Source organism: Falsibacillus pallidus (genome assembly GCF_003350505.1).
In the GTDB taxonomy this organism is placed as follows: Bacteria; Bacillota; Bacilli; order Bacillales; family DSM-25281; genus Falsibacillus; species Falsibacillus pallidus.
The window spans coordinates 156,819-175,622 of record NZ_QQAY01000001.1; the positions used below are offsets into that span (position 1 = coordinate 156,819).

At 42.1% G+C, this 18,804-nt stretch carries 17 protein-coding genes; 1 reads left to right on the forward strand and 16 read right to left on the reverse strand.

The features are described 5' to 3' along the window. Nucleotides 1–47 precede the first annotated feature (47 nt). From spoVM to DFR59_RS00850, 16 genes are all read right to left on the reverse strand, one after another. The gene (spoVM, locus tag DFR59_RS00775; RefSeq protein ID WP_114743720.1) at nt 48–128 is read right to left on the reverse strand and encodes a stage V sporulation protein SpoVM; all 81 of its coding nucleotides are present in this window, start codon (nt 126–128) and stop codon (nt 48–50) included. Nucleotides 129–234: 106 nt separating this feature from the next. Continuing rightward, on the reverse strand, nt 235–885 hold the full coding sequence (locus DFR59_RS00780; protein WP_114743721.1) for a thiamine diphosphokinase: 651 nt from the start codon (nt 883–885) through the stop codon (nt 235–237). Between the two features lie 61 nt (nt 886–946). After that, the gene (rpe, locus tag DFR59_RS00785; RefSeq protein WP_114743722.1) at nt 947–1,597 is read right to left on the reverse strand and encodes a ribulose-phosphate 3-epimerase; all 651 of its coding nucleotides are present in this window, start codon (nt 1,595–1,597) and stop codon (nt 947–949) included. 1 nt (nt 1,598) lies between these two features. After that, nucleotides 1,599–2,489, reverse strand: a complete 891-nt coding sequence (gene rsgA, locus DFR59_RS00790; protein ID WP_114743723.1) for a ribosome small subunit-dependent GTPase A — start codon at nt 2,487–2,489, stop codon at nt 1,599–1,601. Nucleotides 2,490–2,510: 21 nt separating this feature from the next. Continuing rightward, nucleotides 2,511–4,469: a Stk1 family PASTA domain-containing Ser/Thr kinase gene (pknB, locus tag DFR59_RS00795; protein WP_114744226.1), complete on the reverse strand. Its 1,959-nt coding sequence runs from the start codon at nt 4,467–4,469 to the stop codon at nt 2,511–2,513. Between the two features lie 4 nt (nt 4,470–4,473). Beyond that, on the reverse strand, nt 4,474–5,223 hold the full coding sequence (locus tag DFR59_RS00800; RefSeq protein ID WP_114743724.1) for a Stp1/IreP family PP2C-type Ser/Thr phosphatase: 750 nt from the start codon (nt 5,221–5,223) through the stop codon (nt 4,474–4,476). Between the two features lie 318 nt (nt 5,224–5,541). Then, entirely contained in the window at nt 5,542–6,885 is a 1,344-nt protein-coding gene (gene rsmB / locus DFR59_RS00805; RefSeq protein WP_114743725.1) for a 16S rRNA (cytosine(967)-C(5))-methyltransferase RsmB, read from the reverse strand. Nucleotides 6,886–6,889: 4 nt separating this feature from the next. Further along, the gene (gene fmt, locus DFR59_RS00810; RefSeq protein WP_114743726.1) at nt 6,890–7,834 is read right to left on the reverse strand and encodes a methionyl-tRNA formyltransferase; all 945 of its coding nucleotides are present in this window, start codon (nt 7,832–7,834) and stop codon (nt 6,890–6,892) included. Continuing rightward, nucleotides 7,831–8,316 carry a peptide deformylase gene (gene def, locus DFR59_RS00815; protein ID WP_114743727.1) on the reverse strand — a complete coding sequence of 162 codons (486 nt, stop codon included), beginning with the start codon at nt 8,314–8,316 and terminating at the stop codon, nt 7,831–7,833. Before def ends, fmt begins: the two co-directional genes overlap by 4 nt. A gap of 31 nt (nt 8,317–8,347) precedes the next feature. Further along, entirely contained in the window at nt 8,348–10,753 is a 2,406-nt protein-coding gene (gene priA, locus DFR59_RS00820) for a primosomal protein N' (protein WP_114743728.1), read from the reverse strand. Between the two features lie 2 nt (nt 10,754–10,755). Continuing rightward, nucleotides 10,756–11,967, reverse strand: a complete 1,212-nt coding sequence (gene coaBC / locus DFR59_RS00825) for a bifunctional phosphopantothenoylcysteine decarboxylase/phosphopantothenate--cysteine ligase CoaBC (protein WP_114743729.1) — start codon at nt 11,965–11,967, stop codon at nt 10,756–10,758. Between the two features lie 135 nt (nt 11,968–12,102). Beyond that, nucleotides 12,103–12,315 (reverse strand): DNA-directed RNA polymerase subunit omega, encoded by a 213-nt coding sequence (rpoZ, locus tag DFR59_RS00830; RefSeq protein WP_114743730.1) that lies wholly within the window; start codon nt 12,313–12,315, stop codon nt 12,103–12,105. Between the two features lies 1 nt (nt 12,316). After that, nucleotides 12,317–12,931 (reverse strand): guanylate kinase, encoded by a 615-nt coding sequence (gene gmk / locus DFR59_RS00835; protein WP_114743731.1) that lies wholly within the window; start codon nt 12,929–12,931, stop codon nt 12,317–12,319. A 10-nt stretch (nt 12,932–12,941) separates the two neighbouring features. Further along, nucleotides 12,942–13,205 carry an extracellular matrix/biofilm regulator RemA gene (remA, locus tag DFR59_RS00840; protein WP_114743732.1) on the reverse strand — a complete coding sequence of 88 codons (264 nt, stop codon included), beginning with the start codon at nt 13,203–13,205 and terminating at the stop codon, nt 12,942–12,944. A 60-nt stretch (nt 13,206–13,265) separates the two neighbouring features. Then, complete coding sequence (locus DFR59_RS00845; protein WP_114743733.1) at nt 13,266–14,141, reverse strand: YicC/YloC family endoribonuclease; 876 nt, start codon at nt 14,139–14,141, stop codon at nt 13,266–13,268. 81 nt (nt 14,142–14,222) lie between these two features. Then, nucleotides 14,223–16,901: a cation-translocating P-type ATPase gene (locus DFR59_RS00850; RefSeq protein ID WP_114743734.1), complete on the reverse strand. Its 2,679-nt coding sequence runs from the start codon at nt 16,899–16,901 to the stop codon at nt 14,223–14,225. A 181-nt stretch (nt 16,902–17,082) separates the two neighbouring features. Here DFR59_RS00850 and DFR59_RS00855 point away from each other — a divergent pair, with 181 nt between their 5' ends. After that, nucleotides 17,083–18,789 carry an Rqc2 family fibronectin-binding protein gene (locus tag DFR59_RS00855; protein WP_114743735.1) on the forward strand — a complete coding sequence of 569 codons (1,707 nt, stop codon included), beginning with the start codon at nt 17,083–17,085 and terminating at the stop codon, nt 18,787–18,789. Nucleotides 18,790–18,804 lie beyond the last annotated feature (15 nt).

The window sequence follows — 18,804 nt, forward strand, 5'->3', positions numbered from 1 at the left end:
TGTCTAGATAGTAGTTTATCGCTGTCCAGCTCCAGCTTTTCTTTGGCTCATCCTTTTTTGAATGTCCCCAGCATCGCTCTGACTAAACCACCTAATATTCTGGGTAATTTAATCGTATAAAATTTCATGATTGTCCCTCCCTATCGATCTAAGAAAATCTGCACTAGATTAAAATGATTGCATACAGTGAATCCGGCTTGTTTGTCTGTCATCTGCTCTGAAGCCGGAGGCAAGTCAATCCTGACTTCTTACCATCATTAATATGCCTTCGGAAAAAGAAAAAGTACCAGTATTTTCTTCTAATTCATTACTAATGCATAATGAGGAGCCCATGCAGACCTTCTTATTCTCAAGAGGGTATTTGAATCCTTTTAATGTCAAATCCTTCACTTCAGCAGAAAGAGGGACGTAGGAAATGTATTTTTTATCTTGCAGCTTTTCGATTGAATAGGTTCCCGAAGGATGCACTGTAATAATATTTTGGCAATCGACTATTTCTATCGTTCCAGGATATTGCAGAAAGGGATCACTTGCTAAAATCATAGCATTTGCCATAAAATGATCGAGCCTTCCCCCTGTGGCTCCATAAATGGACAATCTTGATGGTTTTTGTTCAATGGCCCATCCTAGAGCAAGCTCCATATCAGATTCATCTTTTTCAGGTTTAAACGTATGCATTTCATTCAGTTTGCTTGAATTGATAAGCTGCCATTCTTCATCTGAAACAGAGTCAAAATCGCCAAAAGCAGCTGCAGGTGTGATGCCTGCTTCGAGCAGTCGATAAACTCCGTGGTCAACACCGACCCATACTTCACTTTTAATAGGATCCAAGTCAGGAATCAACCCTTTTGGTCCGCCTGCTAATACATAAATCCTGTTATTCACGGGCAATCCCCTCCTCTATAGAAAAATTGGCCCTGCTCAATAAGCGGGCCAATATCTAGTGCTAAATCATAGATTCTCTAATTTTTTCAATGGCAGATTTACGGTCTTCTTGATTATAAATCGCAGATCCAGCCACAAATACATTCGCACCGGCGTCTGCGCAAACCTTGGCTGTATCAGCGGATATACCTCCATCCACTTCCACTTCCACATTTAATCCTCTTTCGTTGATCATGTCACTTACTTGCTTAATTTTTGGCACGACAGAATGAATGAACTTTTGTCCTCCAAATCCAGGATTCACTGTCATTAACAGCACTAAATCAATATCTTCAATAATATGCTGGATTGTTTCGACAGGAGTGGCTGGATTCAAAACGACTCCTGCCTTAACACCCAATGACTTAATGTGATGGATGGTGCGATGCAAATGCCTGCATGCTTCAGCATGGACAGAGATATAATCGGCCCCGGCTTTTGCAAAAGCTTCAATGTATTTATCAGGATCTTCAATCATTAAATGTACATCGATCGGAAGCTTTGTGATGGGGCGGATTGCCTCAACGATTAATGGTCCAATTGTGATGTTAGGAACAAATTGGCCGTCCATGACATCTACATGAATGTAATCTGCTCCTCCTGCTTCCACATCTTTGATTTCATCGCCAAGTCTGGCAAAGTCTGCTGAAAGGATTGAGGGTGCTATTTTCATATCAATACCTCGGCTTTCTGTCTTTGATTTCTTCGTGGAATTGTTTGTAATTCTTGTAGCGGTAGGAAGGAATATCTCCATCTTCAACCGCATTCTTGACTGCACATTTCGGTTCATTCATGTGAAGACAGGCACGAAATTTACATTCTTGGCTGATTCTCTGCATTTCAGGAAAACATTCCTTCAGTCCTTCGACTTCAATATCCATGAATTCCAATGAACTAAATCCAGGGGTATCTGCCACTAGACCAGATCCGATCTCAATAAGTTCAACATGTCTGGTTGTATGTTTTCCTCGTCCTAAATGAGTGGATATGTTGCTTGTTTTCAACTGAAGCTCGGGATTGAGAGCATTCAGCAGCGATGATTTGCCAACGCCTGATTGACCGGCAAAGACAGATGTCTTCTTTTCTAGAAAAGGTCGCAGCAGCTCGAGGCCGACTTCTGTTTCGGAAGAAGTCAGAAGCACATCATATCCTATTTTTCGATAGTCCTCGGCATATTCCTGTATTTTTTGTGTCTGCGCTTCATTTAATAAATCCATTTTTGTTATACAGAGTAAAGGTTCGATATCATTTGCTTCCACCAGAACCAAGAATCGGTCCAAAAGGCCGGGATTGAAGTCAGGTTCGATGGCGGAAAACACCAAAATGGCCTGGTCGACATTGGCAATCGGGGGCCTGACTAATTCATTCTTTCTTTCAAAAACCTCTAGAATATAGCCTTCTGCATCGTTCTCGGCTTGAAAGGAAACGCGGTCACCCACCAATGGAGTGATTTTATTTTTCCGGAAAACACCCCGTCCCCTGCATTGGACAACATGATTTTCTTGCTCTTCATTTAATACATAATAAAAGCCGCTTAATGCTTTTATGATTTTTCCTACTGGCATAACAAAACTCCTTAAGGAAGCTTATTCTTCTGGATAAGGTACTTCTCCTTCTGAGTAAACATGTCCGTCTCTGACTATCTGATATTTCCCTTTTTGACCATCCTGGATAACGAACTTCATTGTATAGACCCTATCTTCGGTAAGTTCAAATGTATCGTAGACATCAGTTATTTTATTATTCATATCTTCTATATATACTTGAACTGATTGCGGGACGCCCTCTTGGGTTGGTTCATATTTTATCGTGACTTCTTTTTCAGTTTGCTTAGGAGGCAGTTCTTTTTTGCCTTTTGAAAATACAACCGTGAAGCTCGACCCTTTTGCGACCATCGTGTTCGGTTCTGGGTCTTGCGAGATAAGTTTATCCTTAGGAACAGTATCGGAGTAGTCTTCTTTGATGGTAGCCGACAATCCAACACTTGAAGCATAATCGCTTACAGCCTTCTCAGAGTAGGAGGAAAAGTCCTTTATTTCAACTTGCTCCGGTCCCTTGCTCACAGTAAAGGTGATTTCTGTTTCCTCAGGGATCACTTCTGCTCCTTCATCCGGATCCTGGCTGATGATGGTTCCTGGATCCTCATCACTGAATTCCTCATTCGTGATAACTTTAAACCCCTTCGATTCCAAGATCGGCTTTACTTGATCTAATTGTTCCCCGATGTAGTCATCCATGGTTACTTTTTCTTTTCCAGTGGAGATATAAATATCGACTTTTCGTCCTTCCACCACTAGATCTCCAGACTCTGGATTGGTTTTAATCACTTTTCCTTCAGGAACCTCTTCACTTGGTGTATCGATTGTTTCACCAGGATCAAATCCTGCTTCATATAATTTGGATATTGCCTGTTCGAGCGTTTTGCCTTGCACATCCGGGACTTCTACTTTTTTCGGCCCGAGAACCCCTGGAAGAACTGTTGCAGCCAAAGCACCTGCCAATATCACGATGAGCATGACAGCGATGATCCATGGCCACTTTTTCTTTGATTTCTTCTTTTTTGGTTCCTCCGGAGTCTTTTTCCCTTCATCACTATCAGAGTCCGGCGTTTTGTGGATGATGGTGCGATCCAGTTTGCTGAAGGCATGATCATTTGTAATGACTGGAATTGCCTTTGTCGCTTCGTCATCCTCAGGAATGAAGAACTTTGGTTCATTCAAGCGCTCGGGATTCAGTGCGGACTCTAGATCTTCTTCCATTTCCTCAGCACTATTATACCGGTTAAAAGGATCCTTGGCCGTTGCTTTCATGATGATATTTTCTACGCTTTGAGGGATCTGTTCATTCCATCTCTTCGGCGAAGGTGTCTCTGACTGCAAGTGCTTTAATGCAATTGAAACGGCTGATTCCCCTGAAAACGGAAGCCTTCCTGTAAATAATTCGAACATCACGATCCCAAGTGAATAAATATCTGATTTTTTTGTTGCCATTCCACCCCTCGCCTGCTCAGGCGATAAATAATGAACAGAGCCGAGTACGGAATTGGTCTGAGTGATGGAGGTAGCACTGAGTGCCATTGCTATGCCAAAATCCGTTATCTTGATATTCCCATCATAATCAACCAGAATATTCTGGGGTTTAATATCTCTGTGGACAATGTGATTCTGATGGGCGTGAGTGACAGCGGAAGTCAACTGTTTCATAATATCCATACATTTTTCTATGGAAATGGGATAGTTTTGGGCTATGTATTGCTTCAGCGTCATTCCTTCGACGTATTCCATGACGATATAATAAATATCATCTTCTTCCCCAACGTCATAAATACTGACGATATTAGGATGGACAATGCTTGTAGCAGCCTGTGCCTCTCTTTGAAAGCGTCTGATAAATTCCTCTTCATTCGCAAAATCAAGACGCAGGATCTTTACTGCAACATCACGATCAAGGATGATGTCCCTTGCAAGGTAAACATTGGCCATTCCTCCGCCGCCAATCATCTGCATTATCTTATATCGGCCGCTGATTCTTTTTCCTATAAGCATATGCTCACCTGCTTTCACTGCCGGCTTGATATTCAATTATGATAAGAGTGATATTATCTTCTCCTCCATTTTCATTTGCAATATCAAGCATTTTTTGGGCCCTTTCCTCTAATGCCAGCGGTTGTTGGAGTATCTCTTCCATTTCCTTTTCAGATAGTTTATCTGAAAGCCCATCTGAACAAAGAAGAAGTATATCCCCTTCTTCAAATGTTATCGTCTTAAAATCTGCTTCTACTTTTTCTTCTGTGCCAACAGCCCTCAGCACCCAATTTTTCCTTGGATGATGTTCGGCGTCTTCCTTTGAGATTTGTCCAAGACGGACTAATTCATAGACTAATGAATGATCATCCGTCAATTGCTTCAATCCGAGATCATTCAGAATATAGCAGCGGCTGTCGCCTATATTGGCAATGGTCGCAAATCGATCATTGCAAATGGCTGCAACAAGAGTAGTTCCCATCCCTTCACACTCTGGATGGCTTTTTGCATAGTGAAATAGCTGGTGATTAATGGATTTTACATTTTCCGCAAACCATGTTTCAGCATCGCGCGGCGTATCCATCCTATGTGAACTTCCCCACGATTCACTGATAATGCTTTTCGTCATATCACTTGCTACTTCTCCAGCATTATGCCCTCCCATACCATCTGCAACCACAGCAAGCAAATCATTTGATTCATTGTAGAATATGCCGCCATTGTCTTCATTATGAGAGCGGACCCTGCCGGTATCCGTCATAAAAACAGCTTTCATTACCGTCACCTCGTCTCTTCTGATCGCTCCTAGGCACGAAGTTGACCACATGCTGCTTATCAAGTATGCTCACCCGGAAATACAGTAAGCATGGTTCTTTAACATCCGTTAATCGTTAAAGTCTTGTTCTCTAGGTGCAGGAAACCTCTATTCGTTCAGGAACAGTGTTATAGATCCAATATTAGTAATTGGCCACGTTTTTACTTTACTACTCATCTATGTCTTTTTCCTTCTTTTTTAAACCGATTTTTACCGTCTAAATGGAGAAACTCTAATTTTTATCAGGAGTTTCCCATTTTCCGAACTATAAAACGGTTATCAAGATTTTTTTCGGAGGGATGCAATGAAAAAGCCATCACCGTCAAAATCCTGAGGAAATATCTGCATTTGTGAACCATTTGCAAATGGCTTCAATGGTTCTGGAATACTTGATAACTCCATTGGTTCAAAATCTTTATTCTCTGAAAGGAAGCGTTTTACCGCATTTTCATTTTCCCATTGATCCACCGTGCAGGTTGAATACACCAATACTCCTCCTTTTTTTAACAAAGGAGCTACAGCATTAAGGATATCATGCTGTATGGATTGCAGTGATTCGATATCCTTCTCTTTTTTGGCATATTTAATATCCGGCTTTCGCCTTAATACCCCAAGACCAGAACATGGTGCATCGACCAGGATTCGATCGAAGCTCTCTTCCTTAAACTTTTCTCCTGCTTTGCGACTGTCGGAAGTAATGCCTTCAATATTGGAAAGGCCCAGTCTTTCAGCATTCTGAAGGATCAGTTTCACTTTATGTTCGTGAAGGTCCAGTGAAACAACTTTACCGGACTGGTCAAGTTTTTCGGCAATATGGGTCGTTTTCCCTCCTGGTGCTGCACATGAATCCATAACCTGCATCCCATGCTCCAAGTTCAACGCATAAGCCACAATCATAGAGCTCTCATCCTGAATCGTGCAAAGTCCTTCCTTAAAAGCTTTTGAATGCGCAACATTCCCTTTTAAGCTCCGGATGGATTCGGATAGAAGCGGGCTTTCTTCCACATCATATCCTTCTTCCTTCAACCGATTCAGCAAGTCCTCTCTAGTCGTCTTCGTTTCGTTGACGCGTATGGACTGGACGGGTGCTATCAAGTTGGCTTCGCACATCCGCCTTGTTTTTTCTTCACCGAACATATCTACCCATCGTTTAACGAGCCAAAGTGGATGGCTTGTTTCAATCGAGATTCGTTCAATTGGATTTTTTATTGCATCCAAAGATGGAAGACCTTCTCTTTGGATTGACCTCAGGACGCCGTTTACCATTCCTGATATCCCTTTATGCCCGATTGACTTTGCCAATTCAACTGCCTCATAGATTGCAGCACGTTCAGGGATTTTATCCAAATAGACGATCTGGTAAAGTGACAATCTCAACAAATTCAATACCCAGCTATCCAGCTTGTTTTTCTTTTTCAAGAAAGGATCTAAATAATAATCAAGTGTCATTTTTCTTTGGATGGTTCCATAGACCAATTCAGTCAATAAGCCGATATCAGGCCCTTTAAGAGCGTTTTTTTCAATGCTGTGGTTAAGCAGGAGATTGCTGTAGGATTGATTTTTCTCGACAGCTTCTAAAATCTCCAATGCTGCTGCCCTGACGTTCTTTTTTTGTCTGCTCATTTACTCATTCACCAAATTTCATTCCAGGGGCGCTGTTTGCTCCAGCCCCTCTTAAATACGATTCTGCTGTCATCTTTTTCTTGCCTGAAGGCTGAAGCTCTATCACTTTAATGGCCGTGGAGCTTCCCGTTTGAACAACGATCCCATCATCCTTAATTTCAATGATTTCACCCGGGGACGCTTCTGATTTGACCGTCTTCTTTTCAGAATTCCAAACTTTTATAACTTCACCATCAAGCATTGTATAAGCTACCGGCCAAGGATTTAATCCCCTGATATGGTTATAGATTTCTTCACCCGGTTTAGTCCAGTCGATTTTCTCCTGCTCCCGCTTAATATTTGGGGCAAAAGTAGCTTTTGTATGATCCTGCACCTGAGGAGTGATTTCACCGTTCATCAATCTTGGCAGTGTCTCGGACAGAAGCTTTGCACCTGCTTCACTTAATTTATCATGCAGGGTGCCAACGTTATCATTTTCCTCGATTTTCACTTCCACCTGTGTCAAGATGTCGCCTGCATCGAGTTTCTCTGCCATATACATAATCGTGATCCCTGTTTTTTCCTTCCCTTGGAGAATGGAATAATGTATAGGGGCGCCGCCTCTTAATTCCGGCAAAAGCGATGCATGTACATTAATGCAGCCGTATTTAGGGGCTTCAAGTATTTCATTCGGAAGAATCTGACCGAAAGCTGCGGTTACGATTAAATCCGGTTTCAGTTCTAAGATTTTCTCCATTTCAGCTGGATTCTTTAACTTTTCCGGCTGTATGACTGGAATTCCATGTTTTAATGCCTCTACTTTTACAGGTGGAGGCGTCATGACTTTTTTCCTTCCAACCGGGCGGTCCGGCTGTGTAGCAACGGCTATTACTTCATATCCATCCTTTAAGATCTGCTGCAGCACAGGGACAGAGAAGTCCGGTGTGCCCATAAAAACTATTTTTGTCATTCTTCTTCATACCTTTCCAAATCTGACTCATTGATGTATCTAGTAATTTTTGAAGTAAACAAGACTCCGTTCAGATGGTCGATTTCATGCTGTACAGCTCTGGCAAGAAAATCTTCTGCTTCGAAAATATATTCTCTGCCAAATCGATCTTGGGCTTTGACTTTTACATAATAAGGACGATTGACTTCCCCATATATGTCAGGGAAGCTTAAACATCCTTCTACGCCAAGCTGGTCGCCACTTGAAGCAAGGATTTCCGGATTGATCATTTCAATGATGCCTGTTTCATCATCTACATCAACGATGGCAATTTGCTTATTTACTCCTACTTGCGGAGCTGCAAGCCCCACTCCGTCTGCGGCAATCATTGTTTCGTACATATCTCTGAGGAGTTGATGCAAGTTAGCATCGAATTTTGTTACTTTTTCACATTGCATCTCTAATATTTCAGCTGGATATTTCACTATTGGTAGCAGCGCCACTGGTGTTCCCTCATTTCTATAATTCCTTTTTTTACATTAGCATATATGGATTCATGTCGGCTGATATGATCAGCCCGTCTGAGCTTTGGGATTGATAGTGTTCAATCACGTTTTTCAACGTTTCTGTCAACCCTGGTTCACGTTTGTATTTTATCAAACATTGGTACCGATATCTATTATTGATCCTGGCAATCGGAGAGGAGGAAGGCCCAAGGATGACGGCTTGATCGGAAAGTCTGGAGCGGATATAGCTGGTGATCTTTTCAGCTGTCTGCACCGTTTTCATCAAATCCTCATGGCTGATGTTCACGATACCAAGGAAGTAAAAAGGTGGATATCCCCCTGTCTTCCTCATCATCATTTCCTGGTTATAAAATTTATCATAATCCTGCTCTCCCGCCAGCTGGATGCTGTAATGTTCAGGCGTGTACGTCTGTATGACGACCTCCCCTTCTAATTCATGCCTTCCTGCCCTTCCGCTTACTTGAGTCAAAAGCTGAAAGGTCTTTTCTGATGCCCTGAAATCAGGCAGATGCAGCATCGTATCTGCACTTAGGACGCCAACAAGCGTGATATTGGGAAAATCAAGCCCTTTGGCGATCATCTGAGTCCCAAGGAGGATATCCGCCTTTCCTTCCTCAAACTGGCGGAGAAGTTTTTCATGGGATCCTTTTCTGCTTGTAGTGTCTACATCCATCCTGATGACACGGGCTTCCGGCAGGAGTTTCGCCAGTTCTTCCTCTACTTTCTGAGTCCCTGTCCCAAAATAGCGGATGTGCTCGCTGCTGCATTCAGGGCAAATGGATGGCACCCTTTCTTCATAACTGCAATAATGGCATTTCAACTGCTCAGAATACCGATGATAGGTCATCGAAATATCACAGTGTGGACATTGAACAACAAGGCCGCAGTCCCTGCACATGATGAAAGAGGAATGTCCTCTCTTATTAAGAAAAAGCACAGATTGTTCTTTTTTATTGAGACGGTCTTCCAATTTTTCAAATAGCTCTGTCGAGAACATTGAACGGTTCCCGTTTCTGAGCTCTTCTCTCATATCAACAATCTCGACGTGAGGCAGCTCGCCTTGATTCATTCTTTTGGAAAGTGTCAATTTTTCATAGACATTTTTTTGAGCGCGGGCAAATGTTTCTAAGGAAGGTGTAGCACTTCCCAATATAATCGGGCAATTGTGGTGCTGTCCCCTGTGAATGGCTACATCCCTTGCATGATAACGTGGATTTTCTTCCTGCTTATAGCTGGTTTCGTGCTCCTCGTCAATGATCACGATTCCGAGGTTCTCGAAGGGAGCAAAAATGGCCGATCTTGCCCCTACCACTACACTTACTTCCTTCCTGAGGATTTTCCGCCACTCATCGTATTTTTCCCCTATCGAAAGTCCGCTGTGAAGGACAGCCACTTTATGTCCGAATCTCCCTTTAAAACGATTGACCATCTGGGGTGTCAATGATATTTCAGGAACCAGTACTATGGCTTCCTTTCCTTTATCTAGGACCCTTTGAATCGATTGAAGGTAAACCTCTGTTTTCCCGCTGCCGGTCACCCCATAAAGCAGGAATGTTTTATGAAGATTTTCTTCAATCGATGCCAGTATGGGCTTAATTGCTTCTGTTTGCTCATATGTAAGGGAAAAAGGACTCGTTTTTTTAAACTCTCTGTTTTCAAAAGGGTCCCTATAAACTTCCTTCTGCTGTTCTATTAGTATTCCTTTTTCTACGAGGGTCCTGACTGTCGCCGCTGATGCACCTGATTTTTCATAAATTTCTTGGATGGGCATAAAAGTACTAGGGTCATCCGTGAACAATTTCAGCAGTTCTTTTTGTTTTACAGCGTTTGATGGAAGTGATTCCATATATTCATTAAGTTCCTTCCCATCTACCCTGCACGAAATTTCCCTAATTGTTTTCTTTCTGGCTTTACTTTTAACTTCATAGATGATTTCAACGTTTTGATGTTTTGCCTCTTGCTGGATGAGTTTCAATAGATTCTGATCTTCAATATCTTTCCAATTGATTTCTTGCTTTCCATTAAAAAGCCCGATTAATTCTTTAGATATCTTTTCAGGATGAATAACGGATATGATTTTTTCATATTTCGCTTTCATCGCAGCAGGGAGCATCGCCTGATACACAGATACTTTAAAGCTAAGGGTTTTTTCAGTCAGCCAGCGGCCGAGCTCCAAGAGTTCTTCATTCAATACAGGATATAAATCCAATGGTTCTTCTATCTGCTTCAGTTTTGAAAAATCCGATGATGATTTAATCCCCGTGACATACCCTTGGATTTTTCTCGGGCCAAAAGGAACAATAACCCTCATTCCAGGCATGATGCTCCCTTCCCATTTTTCAGGTATAAGATAATCAAATGTACGATCGGTCTGCATGGCAGGAACATCTACGATGACATTTGCAATTTGCACAGTTATCGAACCTCTTTCATCGCTTCGGCAATTTCTTTTATCAGATGGTGTGCAACATCCTGCTTAGACATCAATGGAAGCTCAGTCTTAGAACCATCTTTTTTATATATGGTTACAATATTCGTGTCCCCCTGAAAACCGGCCCCTTCATGAGAAACATCATTAGCGACGATCATGTCTGCATTCTTATTTTGAAGTTTCTTTTGTGCATAGTGATCGATATTTTCAGTTTCTGCTGCGAATCCCACAAGGAATTGATGCTCTTTTGTTCGGCCAAGTTCCATGAGAATATCTTTTGTCCGTTCGAACTCAACGATCAAGTCCCCTTCTTGTTTTTTCATTTTTTGATCGTATATTTTCTTTGGACGATAATCTGCTACCGCTGCACTTTTGATGATTACGTCAGCCTCATTTGCATTGGCCATCACTGCCTGGTACATGTCTTCTGCACTTTCAGCGTGGATGGTCCGGACACCTTTCGGGACTTCAAGTTGAGAATTTGTCACCAAAAGAACATCAGCGCCTTCTTTTGCGGCCTGTTCCGCGACAGCAAATCCCATCTTTCCGCTTGATCGGTTTGTAAAATAGCGGATCGGGTCCATTTTTTCTTTTGTAGCCCCAGCGGTAACAATCATCTTAACCCCTTCAAGGATTCCCTTTTTGCCTGAATCCATGGATAAAAAATCATCTACCAATTCTACGATTCGTTCAGGTTCTTCAAGTCTTCCCTTCCCTACGTAGCCGCATGCTAAATATCCTTCGCTCGGTTCGATGAACTTATATCCGAAGCTGTCAAGAATGGAAATATTCCTTTGAACAGCTGGATGGCTGTACATATTGACATTCATGGCTGGAGCAATCCAAACAGGAGCCTTTGCCGCTAAAAGTGTAGTAGTTATCATATTGTCCGCAATTCCATTCGCCATCTTCCCAATGACATTTGCAGTGGCTGGAGCAGCCAAAATGAGATCGGGCCAATCAGCTAAATCGATATGTGCAATGACTTCAGGATTTTTCTCATCAAATGTATCCGTATAAACAGGGTTTCGAGATAACGCCTGGAAAGTCAGTGGAGCTACAAATTCACAAGCTGATTCACTCATGATCACCTTTACTTCCGCACCGGCTTGGGTCAATTTACTGGTCAAGGCAGCTGCTTTATATACAGCGATTCCACCCGTCACACACAATAATATCTTTTTTCCTGCTAACATAATCCTTCCCCCAGACTACTCTAGAATTCATTTCCTTTATTATGAATGATGCCAAGCATTTTTGCACATATTCCGGTAGTTAAAATACAGAATAATTATGTAAAGAAAAGAAAAACAACCTCATTGAGGTTGTTTTCAATCAGTAAAATTTTCAGTTCCTTTTTTCATCGTTAAATGGTCGGCATGTATTTCTTCAAGTGCCTTGCCGACATACTTGTGAGAAACCGTTTTATCAAGTGTTATCGGGCTTTTGTCTTGAAGATTCCTTGCTCTTTTGGCAGCGATGGTCACTAATGAGTATTTAGAGTCGATTTTTGTTAAAAGAGAATCGATTGATGGGTATAGCATTCTATTCAACCTCCAGCATTTTTTTATATCTTTTTTCCACTCTTTCCCTCCGGCAATGTTCCGCCTGAACGATTGAGTTGACTTTTTCGCAAGCAATTTCTACTTTATTATTTTCAACTACATAATCATATAAGTCCATCATTTCTATTTCCGCTTTCGCAGCATTCATACGGTTCCTGATAAGTTCTTCGCTTTCAGTTCCGCGAGTTACAATTCGATTTTGAAGTTCACCTAGACTTGGAGGAGCAAGGAATATGAATAACCCATCTGGGAATTTTTCACGCACCTGCTTAGCACCCTGCACTTCAATCTCTAAGAATACATCCCTGCCTTTTTCAAGCGTTTCCCTCACATAATCAACGGGTGTACCATAGTAGTTTCCTACATACTCTGCATACTCTAGCAGTTTCCCTTGTTTAATGAGTTCTTCAAATTCTTCGCGGGACTTGAAGAAATAATCCACTCCGTCTACTTCGCCTTCACGCGGTGCGCGGGTCGTCATAGAAATGGAGTATTCAAATCTTGTATTTTCCTGTGAGAATATTTCTTTTCTGACCGTACCTTTTCCAACACCGGACGGGCCTGAAAGAACAATCAGCAATCCTTTTTCAATCATTTAATTGAGCCTACCCTTCTTCATTCATATCATCTTTGTCTGCAAGCCTATGCGCGACCGTTTCAGGCTGAACAGCTGAAAGAATGACATGGTCACTGTCCGTAATGATAACTGCTCTTGTTCGTCTACCATATGTGGCATCAATCAACGTACCCCTGTCCCTTGCATCCTGGATCAGCCGCTTGATTGGAGCCGATTCCGGACTGACAATCGAAACAATTCGATTTGCTGAAACAATGTTCCCGAATCCGATATTAATCAATTTTATGGACATGTTGCTCCCCCGATCATCAATAATCTAGTTTGGCCTTTTCAAAATCAATTTAATCAGTAGCTATTCAATATTCTGAACTTGTTCGCGCATTTTTTCCAATAAAGTCTTCATTTCTACTACATGCATTGAAATCCCTGCATGATTTGCTTTTGATCCGATCGTATTCACTTCCCGATTTAATTCCTGGATGATAAAATCCAATTTTCTCCCGATAGCTCCGTTGGCATCGAGGGCGGCAGCAAATTGGGAAAGATGACTTGAAATCCTGGTCAACTCTTCGGATATATCCGATTTATCAGCAAAAATGGCTGCTTCCTGGACAAGTCTCCATTCATCCATTTCTCCATCTGTCAGTTCCACCATTTTTTTATAAAGTCTGGACTTATAGTGTTCCACAACCGATGGGGCTATTTTTTGGATAGCTTCCCATTCTACATGAAAGGATTGCAGAAGATTTTTCAAGTCTTTTTCCAGCATGGCACCTTCGGATCTCCTCATCTCCAGTAAATGATTCAATGCATCCTTTACGGCAGAAATGATAAGATTTTCAACCTCAGTATTTTCTTGTTCTGATTCTTCGATTGAGATAAATCCTGGCTGGTTCAGCAAGTCTTTGAGATCGATTGGGTTATGTAGATGAAACGAATCTTTCATTTTATTCACTAGTTGATAATAATCCTCTAACAGGTTCCAGTCAACACTCAACTTCCTTTGTATTAACCCTTCGCCTTCTATTGTTATAAAGATTTCGAGTCTCCCCCTGCTTATAAAAGAAGACAGTTCTTTTTTTATTTTATCTTCCAATTTCATCAAAGCTCTTGGCATGCGGATGACCATTTCACAAAAGCGATGATTTACAGATTTCATTTCGACTGCAGCTTTGAATTGAGGCGAATCTGCCTGTCCTCTTCCAAAACCTGTCATACTCATAGCCATAATGATCACTACTTTCTTTCAAAAATAAAAAAAGAAAAGGCAATAGAGCAGCCTCTATTCCCTTTTGTATTATATCATATTTCACGCTCTTTTTTGTAAATAATATGAGCCTGCCAGCAAAAACGTCGGAATGGAGGCCATCCCTATCACCAGCATCCAATCGCGCGGCTGAATGGAAACAGTATGGAATATCGATTGAAGGCCCGGTACATAAATAACTGCCAGCATTAATACAACGGATGATATAACCGCCCATACTAAATACATATTGCCAAATGGATTCCGGGCGAAGATCGATTTCTCGCTTCGGCAGTCAAAGACATGGATCAATTGAGCAAGGACAAGAGTGGCAAATGCAATGGTCTGCGCATAAACCAGTTGATTCGGATCACGATGATAAATTGTCATAAAGGAAATCAACGTTGCTGCACCGATCAAAAATCCCCTTGATACGACCTTCCAACCCAATCCCCTAGCAAAGACGCCTTCTTTATGATGCCTAGGCTTCCTTCTCATCACATCATCTTCCGGCTTATCGAGGCCAAGTGCCATTGCCGGCAGGCCATCTGTCACAAGATTCACCCATAGAATTTGAATTGGAACAAGTGGAAGAGGCAGTGCCAATATCATGGCAAATAGCATGACCAGGATTTCTCCGACGTTTGAGGCAAGGAGGTATCGGATAAATTTCCGAATGTTTTCATAGATGTTTCTTCCTTCTTTTATCGCAGCCTTTATAGTGGCAAAATTATCATCCAATAATATTAGGGCAGATGCCTCTTTTGCTACATCCGTACCGGTTATTCCCATTGACACACCGATATCCGCCGTCTTGATTGCTGGGGCATCATTCACCCCATCCCCTGTCATGGCGACCACATGGCCTTTATTTTGAAAAGCCTTGACGATCTTTAATTTATGTTCTGGCGAGACACGGGCAAATACCGCTACATCCTCTACAATATCTTCTAATTCCTCTACACTCATGTCATTAAGGCAGCTGCCTTCCATTACCTTGGCGTTGCCCTTCAAAATTCCAAGCTGCTTCGCGATTGCTTCTGCTGTCACAGCATGGTCGCCTGTTATCATCACTGTCTTGATGCCCGCTTCCCTGCATTCCTTTACTGCTTTTTTCACTTCTGGACGAGGAGGATCAATCATGCCTTGGAGACCTAAAAACGTTAATTCTTTTTCCGCTTCCGATTCATGCAGGATGACCGTATTTTCCCCAATTGGCTTGAATGCGATGGCGATTGTCCGCAGTGCCTGTTTGGCAAGACCGTCGATGGCATTGTTCACAATCGTGATATGCTCTTTTCCTAAAGATTGAAGTTTTCCTGACCAGAGTACCGACTGGCACATTTTAACGAGTACATCAGGTGCTCCTTTAGTAATGACATACCGCTTGCCCTGTTGATCTTTGACGACCATGCTCATCATTTTTCTCGAAGAGTCAAAAGGAAATTCTTTCTCAATCGTAAATTGATTCAAGAGAGTTTCACGATGGATGCCAGCCTTCATCGCGGCAACTAATAAAGCTCCTTCCGTTGGGTCGCCATCCAGTGCGAATGAATCTTCATGTTCCTTTAAAGCTGAATGATTGCATAAACAGCCGAATGTAAGGATTTGCTGAAGTTCTTTCGATTGGCCAGGGGAAACCTTCTTTTCATTTTGATAAAATTCCCCTCGTGGATTATAACCTGTCCCGTCCACTTGCCAAGTCATCCCGCTGCTCCATATATGGGTGACGGTCATTTTGTTTTGAGTCATTGTACCGGTCTTATCAGAGCAAATGACAGATGCACATCCGAGTGTTTCAACTGCAGGAAGTTTTCTGACGATCGCATTCATACGGATCATTCTTTGAACCCCAAGAGAAAGTGCAACTGTAACAATAGCAGGGAGGCCTTCCGGAATGGCTGCAACTGCCAATGATACCCCTGCAAGGAACATCGTATACAGATCATGCCCTTGAATCACGCCGATTCCCACAACCAAACATGTTAAAAATAAGGCAGCTGTGATCAAAATCTTGCCTAGCTGCTCCAATCTCCTTTGAAGAGGCGTCTCCATGGTTTCTGCATTTTGAAGCATATGGGCAATCTGTCCCATCGCCGTTTTCATCCCAATGGAGACCACTACCCCGATGCCATTCCCCCTTGTGACCATCGTTCCCATGAAGGCCATATTTTCCATATCGCCAAGGCCGATATTTTCTCCGGCAACCTCATCAGTCGTCTTAGATACCGGCAAGGATTCCCCCGTTAATGCAGACTCTTCGATTTCTAAATTATTTGCTTCTATTAATCTAACATCTGCTCCAATCCGATCCCCGCTTACAAACTTCATGATATCCCCGACAATTACTTCCTTGGACGGAATCTTGATCCATTGTCCATCCCTTAATACAGTTACCTGAGGGGCAGAGAGCTCCCGTAAAGCATTAAGGGACTTTTCTGCTTTTCTTTCTTGAAAAAAACCAAGAAACCCATTGATGAATACAATGGCAATAATGGCAATTGCATCGATATATTCACCGAGCAGGCCTGATATCAAAGTGGCAGCCAATAAGACAAGCACCATAAAATCCTTGAATTGGCTGAAAAAAAGCTGAATGGCCGATTGCTTTTCCCCTTCTTCAAGCTCATTCCAGCCAAAATGACTGCGCCGTTTCTTAATATCTTCTTCCTTCAATCCCTGTTTAAAATCTGTATTCAGAGCCCCTTCCAAGTCCATTTTCCGCATCTCATGGTACTTCATTAACCCTATTCACTCTCCTCTTTCAAACCAGAAGTTGTCCTTCCCATATAGCAAGCATATTCAGGCTTGGCCAGAAAGATGATATAATAATTTAAATGAACGATTATAGAGACTCTGGAGCTGGTAAGCTTTCTATCCATCTTGGAGTTTAAATTCTTATAGAAGCAGAGGATGTTTTTTTATGTCATTTGACGGTTTATTTACTAGAGCCATGGTCCATGAGCTCGTCTCTACAATCAAAGGCGGGAGGATCAACAAAATCCACCAGCCATATAAAAATGAAATCATCATGATCATCCGCGCAAACGGAAAGAATCATAAAGTACTCTTATCCGCTCATCCCTCCTATGCACGTGTACAGCTGAGCAGCCATTCCTACGATAACCCGAGCGAACCGCCAATGTTCTGCATGCTTCTCAGAAAGCATCTTGAGGGATATATCTTAGAAGATGTGAAACAAATCGAGCTCGACCGGATCATCGTTTTCGATATTAAAGGCAGAAATGAAATCGGAGACATCTCCAATAAGCAGCTCATCATTGAAATCATGGGCCGCCATAGCAATATCATAGTGGTCGATAAAGAAAGAAATATGATTCTGGACAGCATCAAACACGTATCTTTCGCCGTAAACAGCCACAGAGCGATATTGCCTGGACAGGAATACATATTGCCCCCTGAACAACACAAGTCTAATCCGCTGGAAGCGTCACAGGAAGATGTCTTAAAGAAAATCGATTTTAATAGCGGAAAACTTGATAAACAGATTGTGGAAAATTTCTCAGGGGTATCCCCCCTTCTTGCAAAAGAAATCATCCATCGTTCAGGGCTGGCCAATCGACAGACGGTGCCTGCAGCATTTACAAGTTTGATGGATGGAATCCGTTCCCACTCCTACCGTCCCACTCTTACGCAATATGATCAAAAAGAGGCTTTTTATATGCTGCCGATCGAACGGCTGGATGGTGAATCTAAGGAATTCGATTCTTTAAGCGAACTGCTCGACCGTTTTTATTTCGGAAAAGCAGAAAGAGACAGGGTGAAGCAGCAGGGACATGACCTTGAACGGTTGATGAAAAATGAACGGGATAAAAATATCCTGAAAATCGAAAAATTGAAGCAGACATTAAAAGAGGCTGAAAATGCGGATCAGTATCAGTTATTTGGCGAACTCCTTACAGCAAATATGTTTGCTCTGCAAAAAGGAATGACAGAAATCGATGTAGTCAACTATTACGACGAAAACGGCGCAATGGCCACTATTCCGCTCGATCCTCTGAAGTCTCCTTCAGAAAATGCCCAGCTGTATTTTTCAAAATATCAGAAGGCAAAGAAAGCTGTCATCGCCGTTCAGGAGCAAATTGAAAAAGCTCATCTGGAAATAGAATACTTTGAAGGGCTGATCCAACAAATAGAGTCAGCATCCCCTAAGGATATTGAAGAGATTAGGGAAGAGTTGTCTGAAGAAGGATATTTGCGGATTAAACAGAAAAAAGGCGTAAAGAAAAAAAACCTGAAGCCAACTTTAGAAAAATACTGCTCCACGGATGGAACGGAAATCCTGGTAGGCAAAAATAATAAGCAGAATGACTACCTTACAAATAAGGTTGCTGCACGGGATGAATTATGGCTGCACACGAAGGATATCCCGGGATCTCATGTGGTGATTAGAAGCAAAGAACCGTCTGAATCAACAATTCTTGAAGCAGCTGTACTTGCAGCTTATTTCAGCAAAGCGAAAGAATCCAGTTCCGTCCCGGTTGACTATACTCTGGTGCGCCATGTCAAAAAACCAAGCGGTGCAAAACCAGGCTTCGTCATTTACGATCATCAGCAGACAGTATATGTCACCCCAGACGCAGATAAGGTTCTTTCTTTGAAAGATTAAAATAAAATCAAGAAA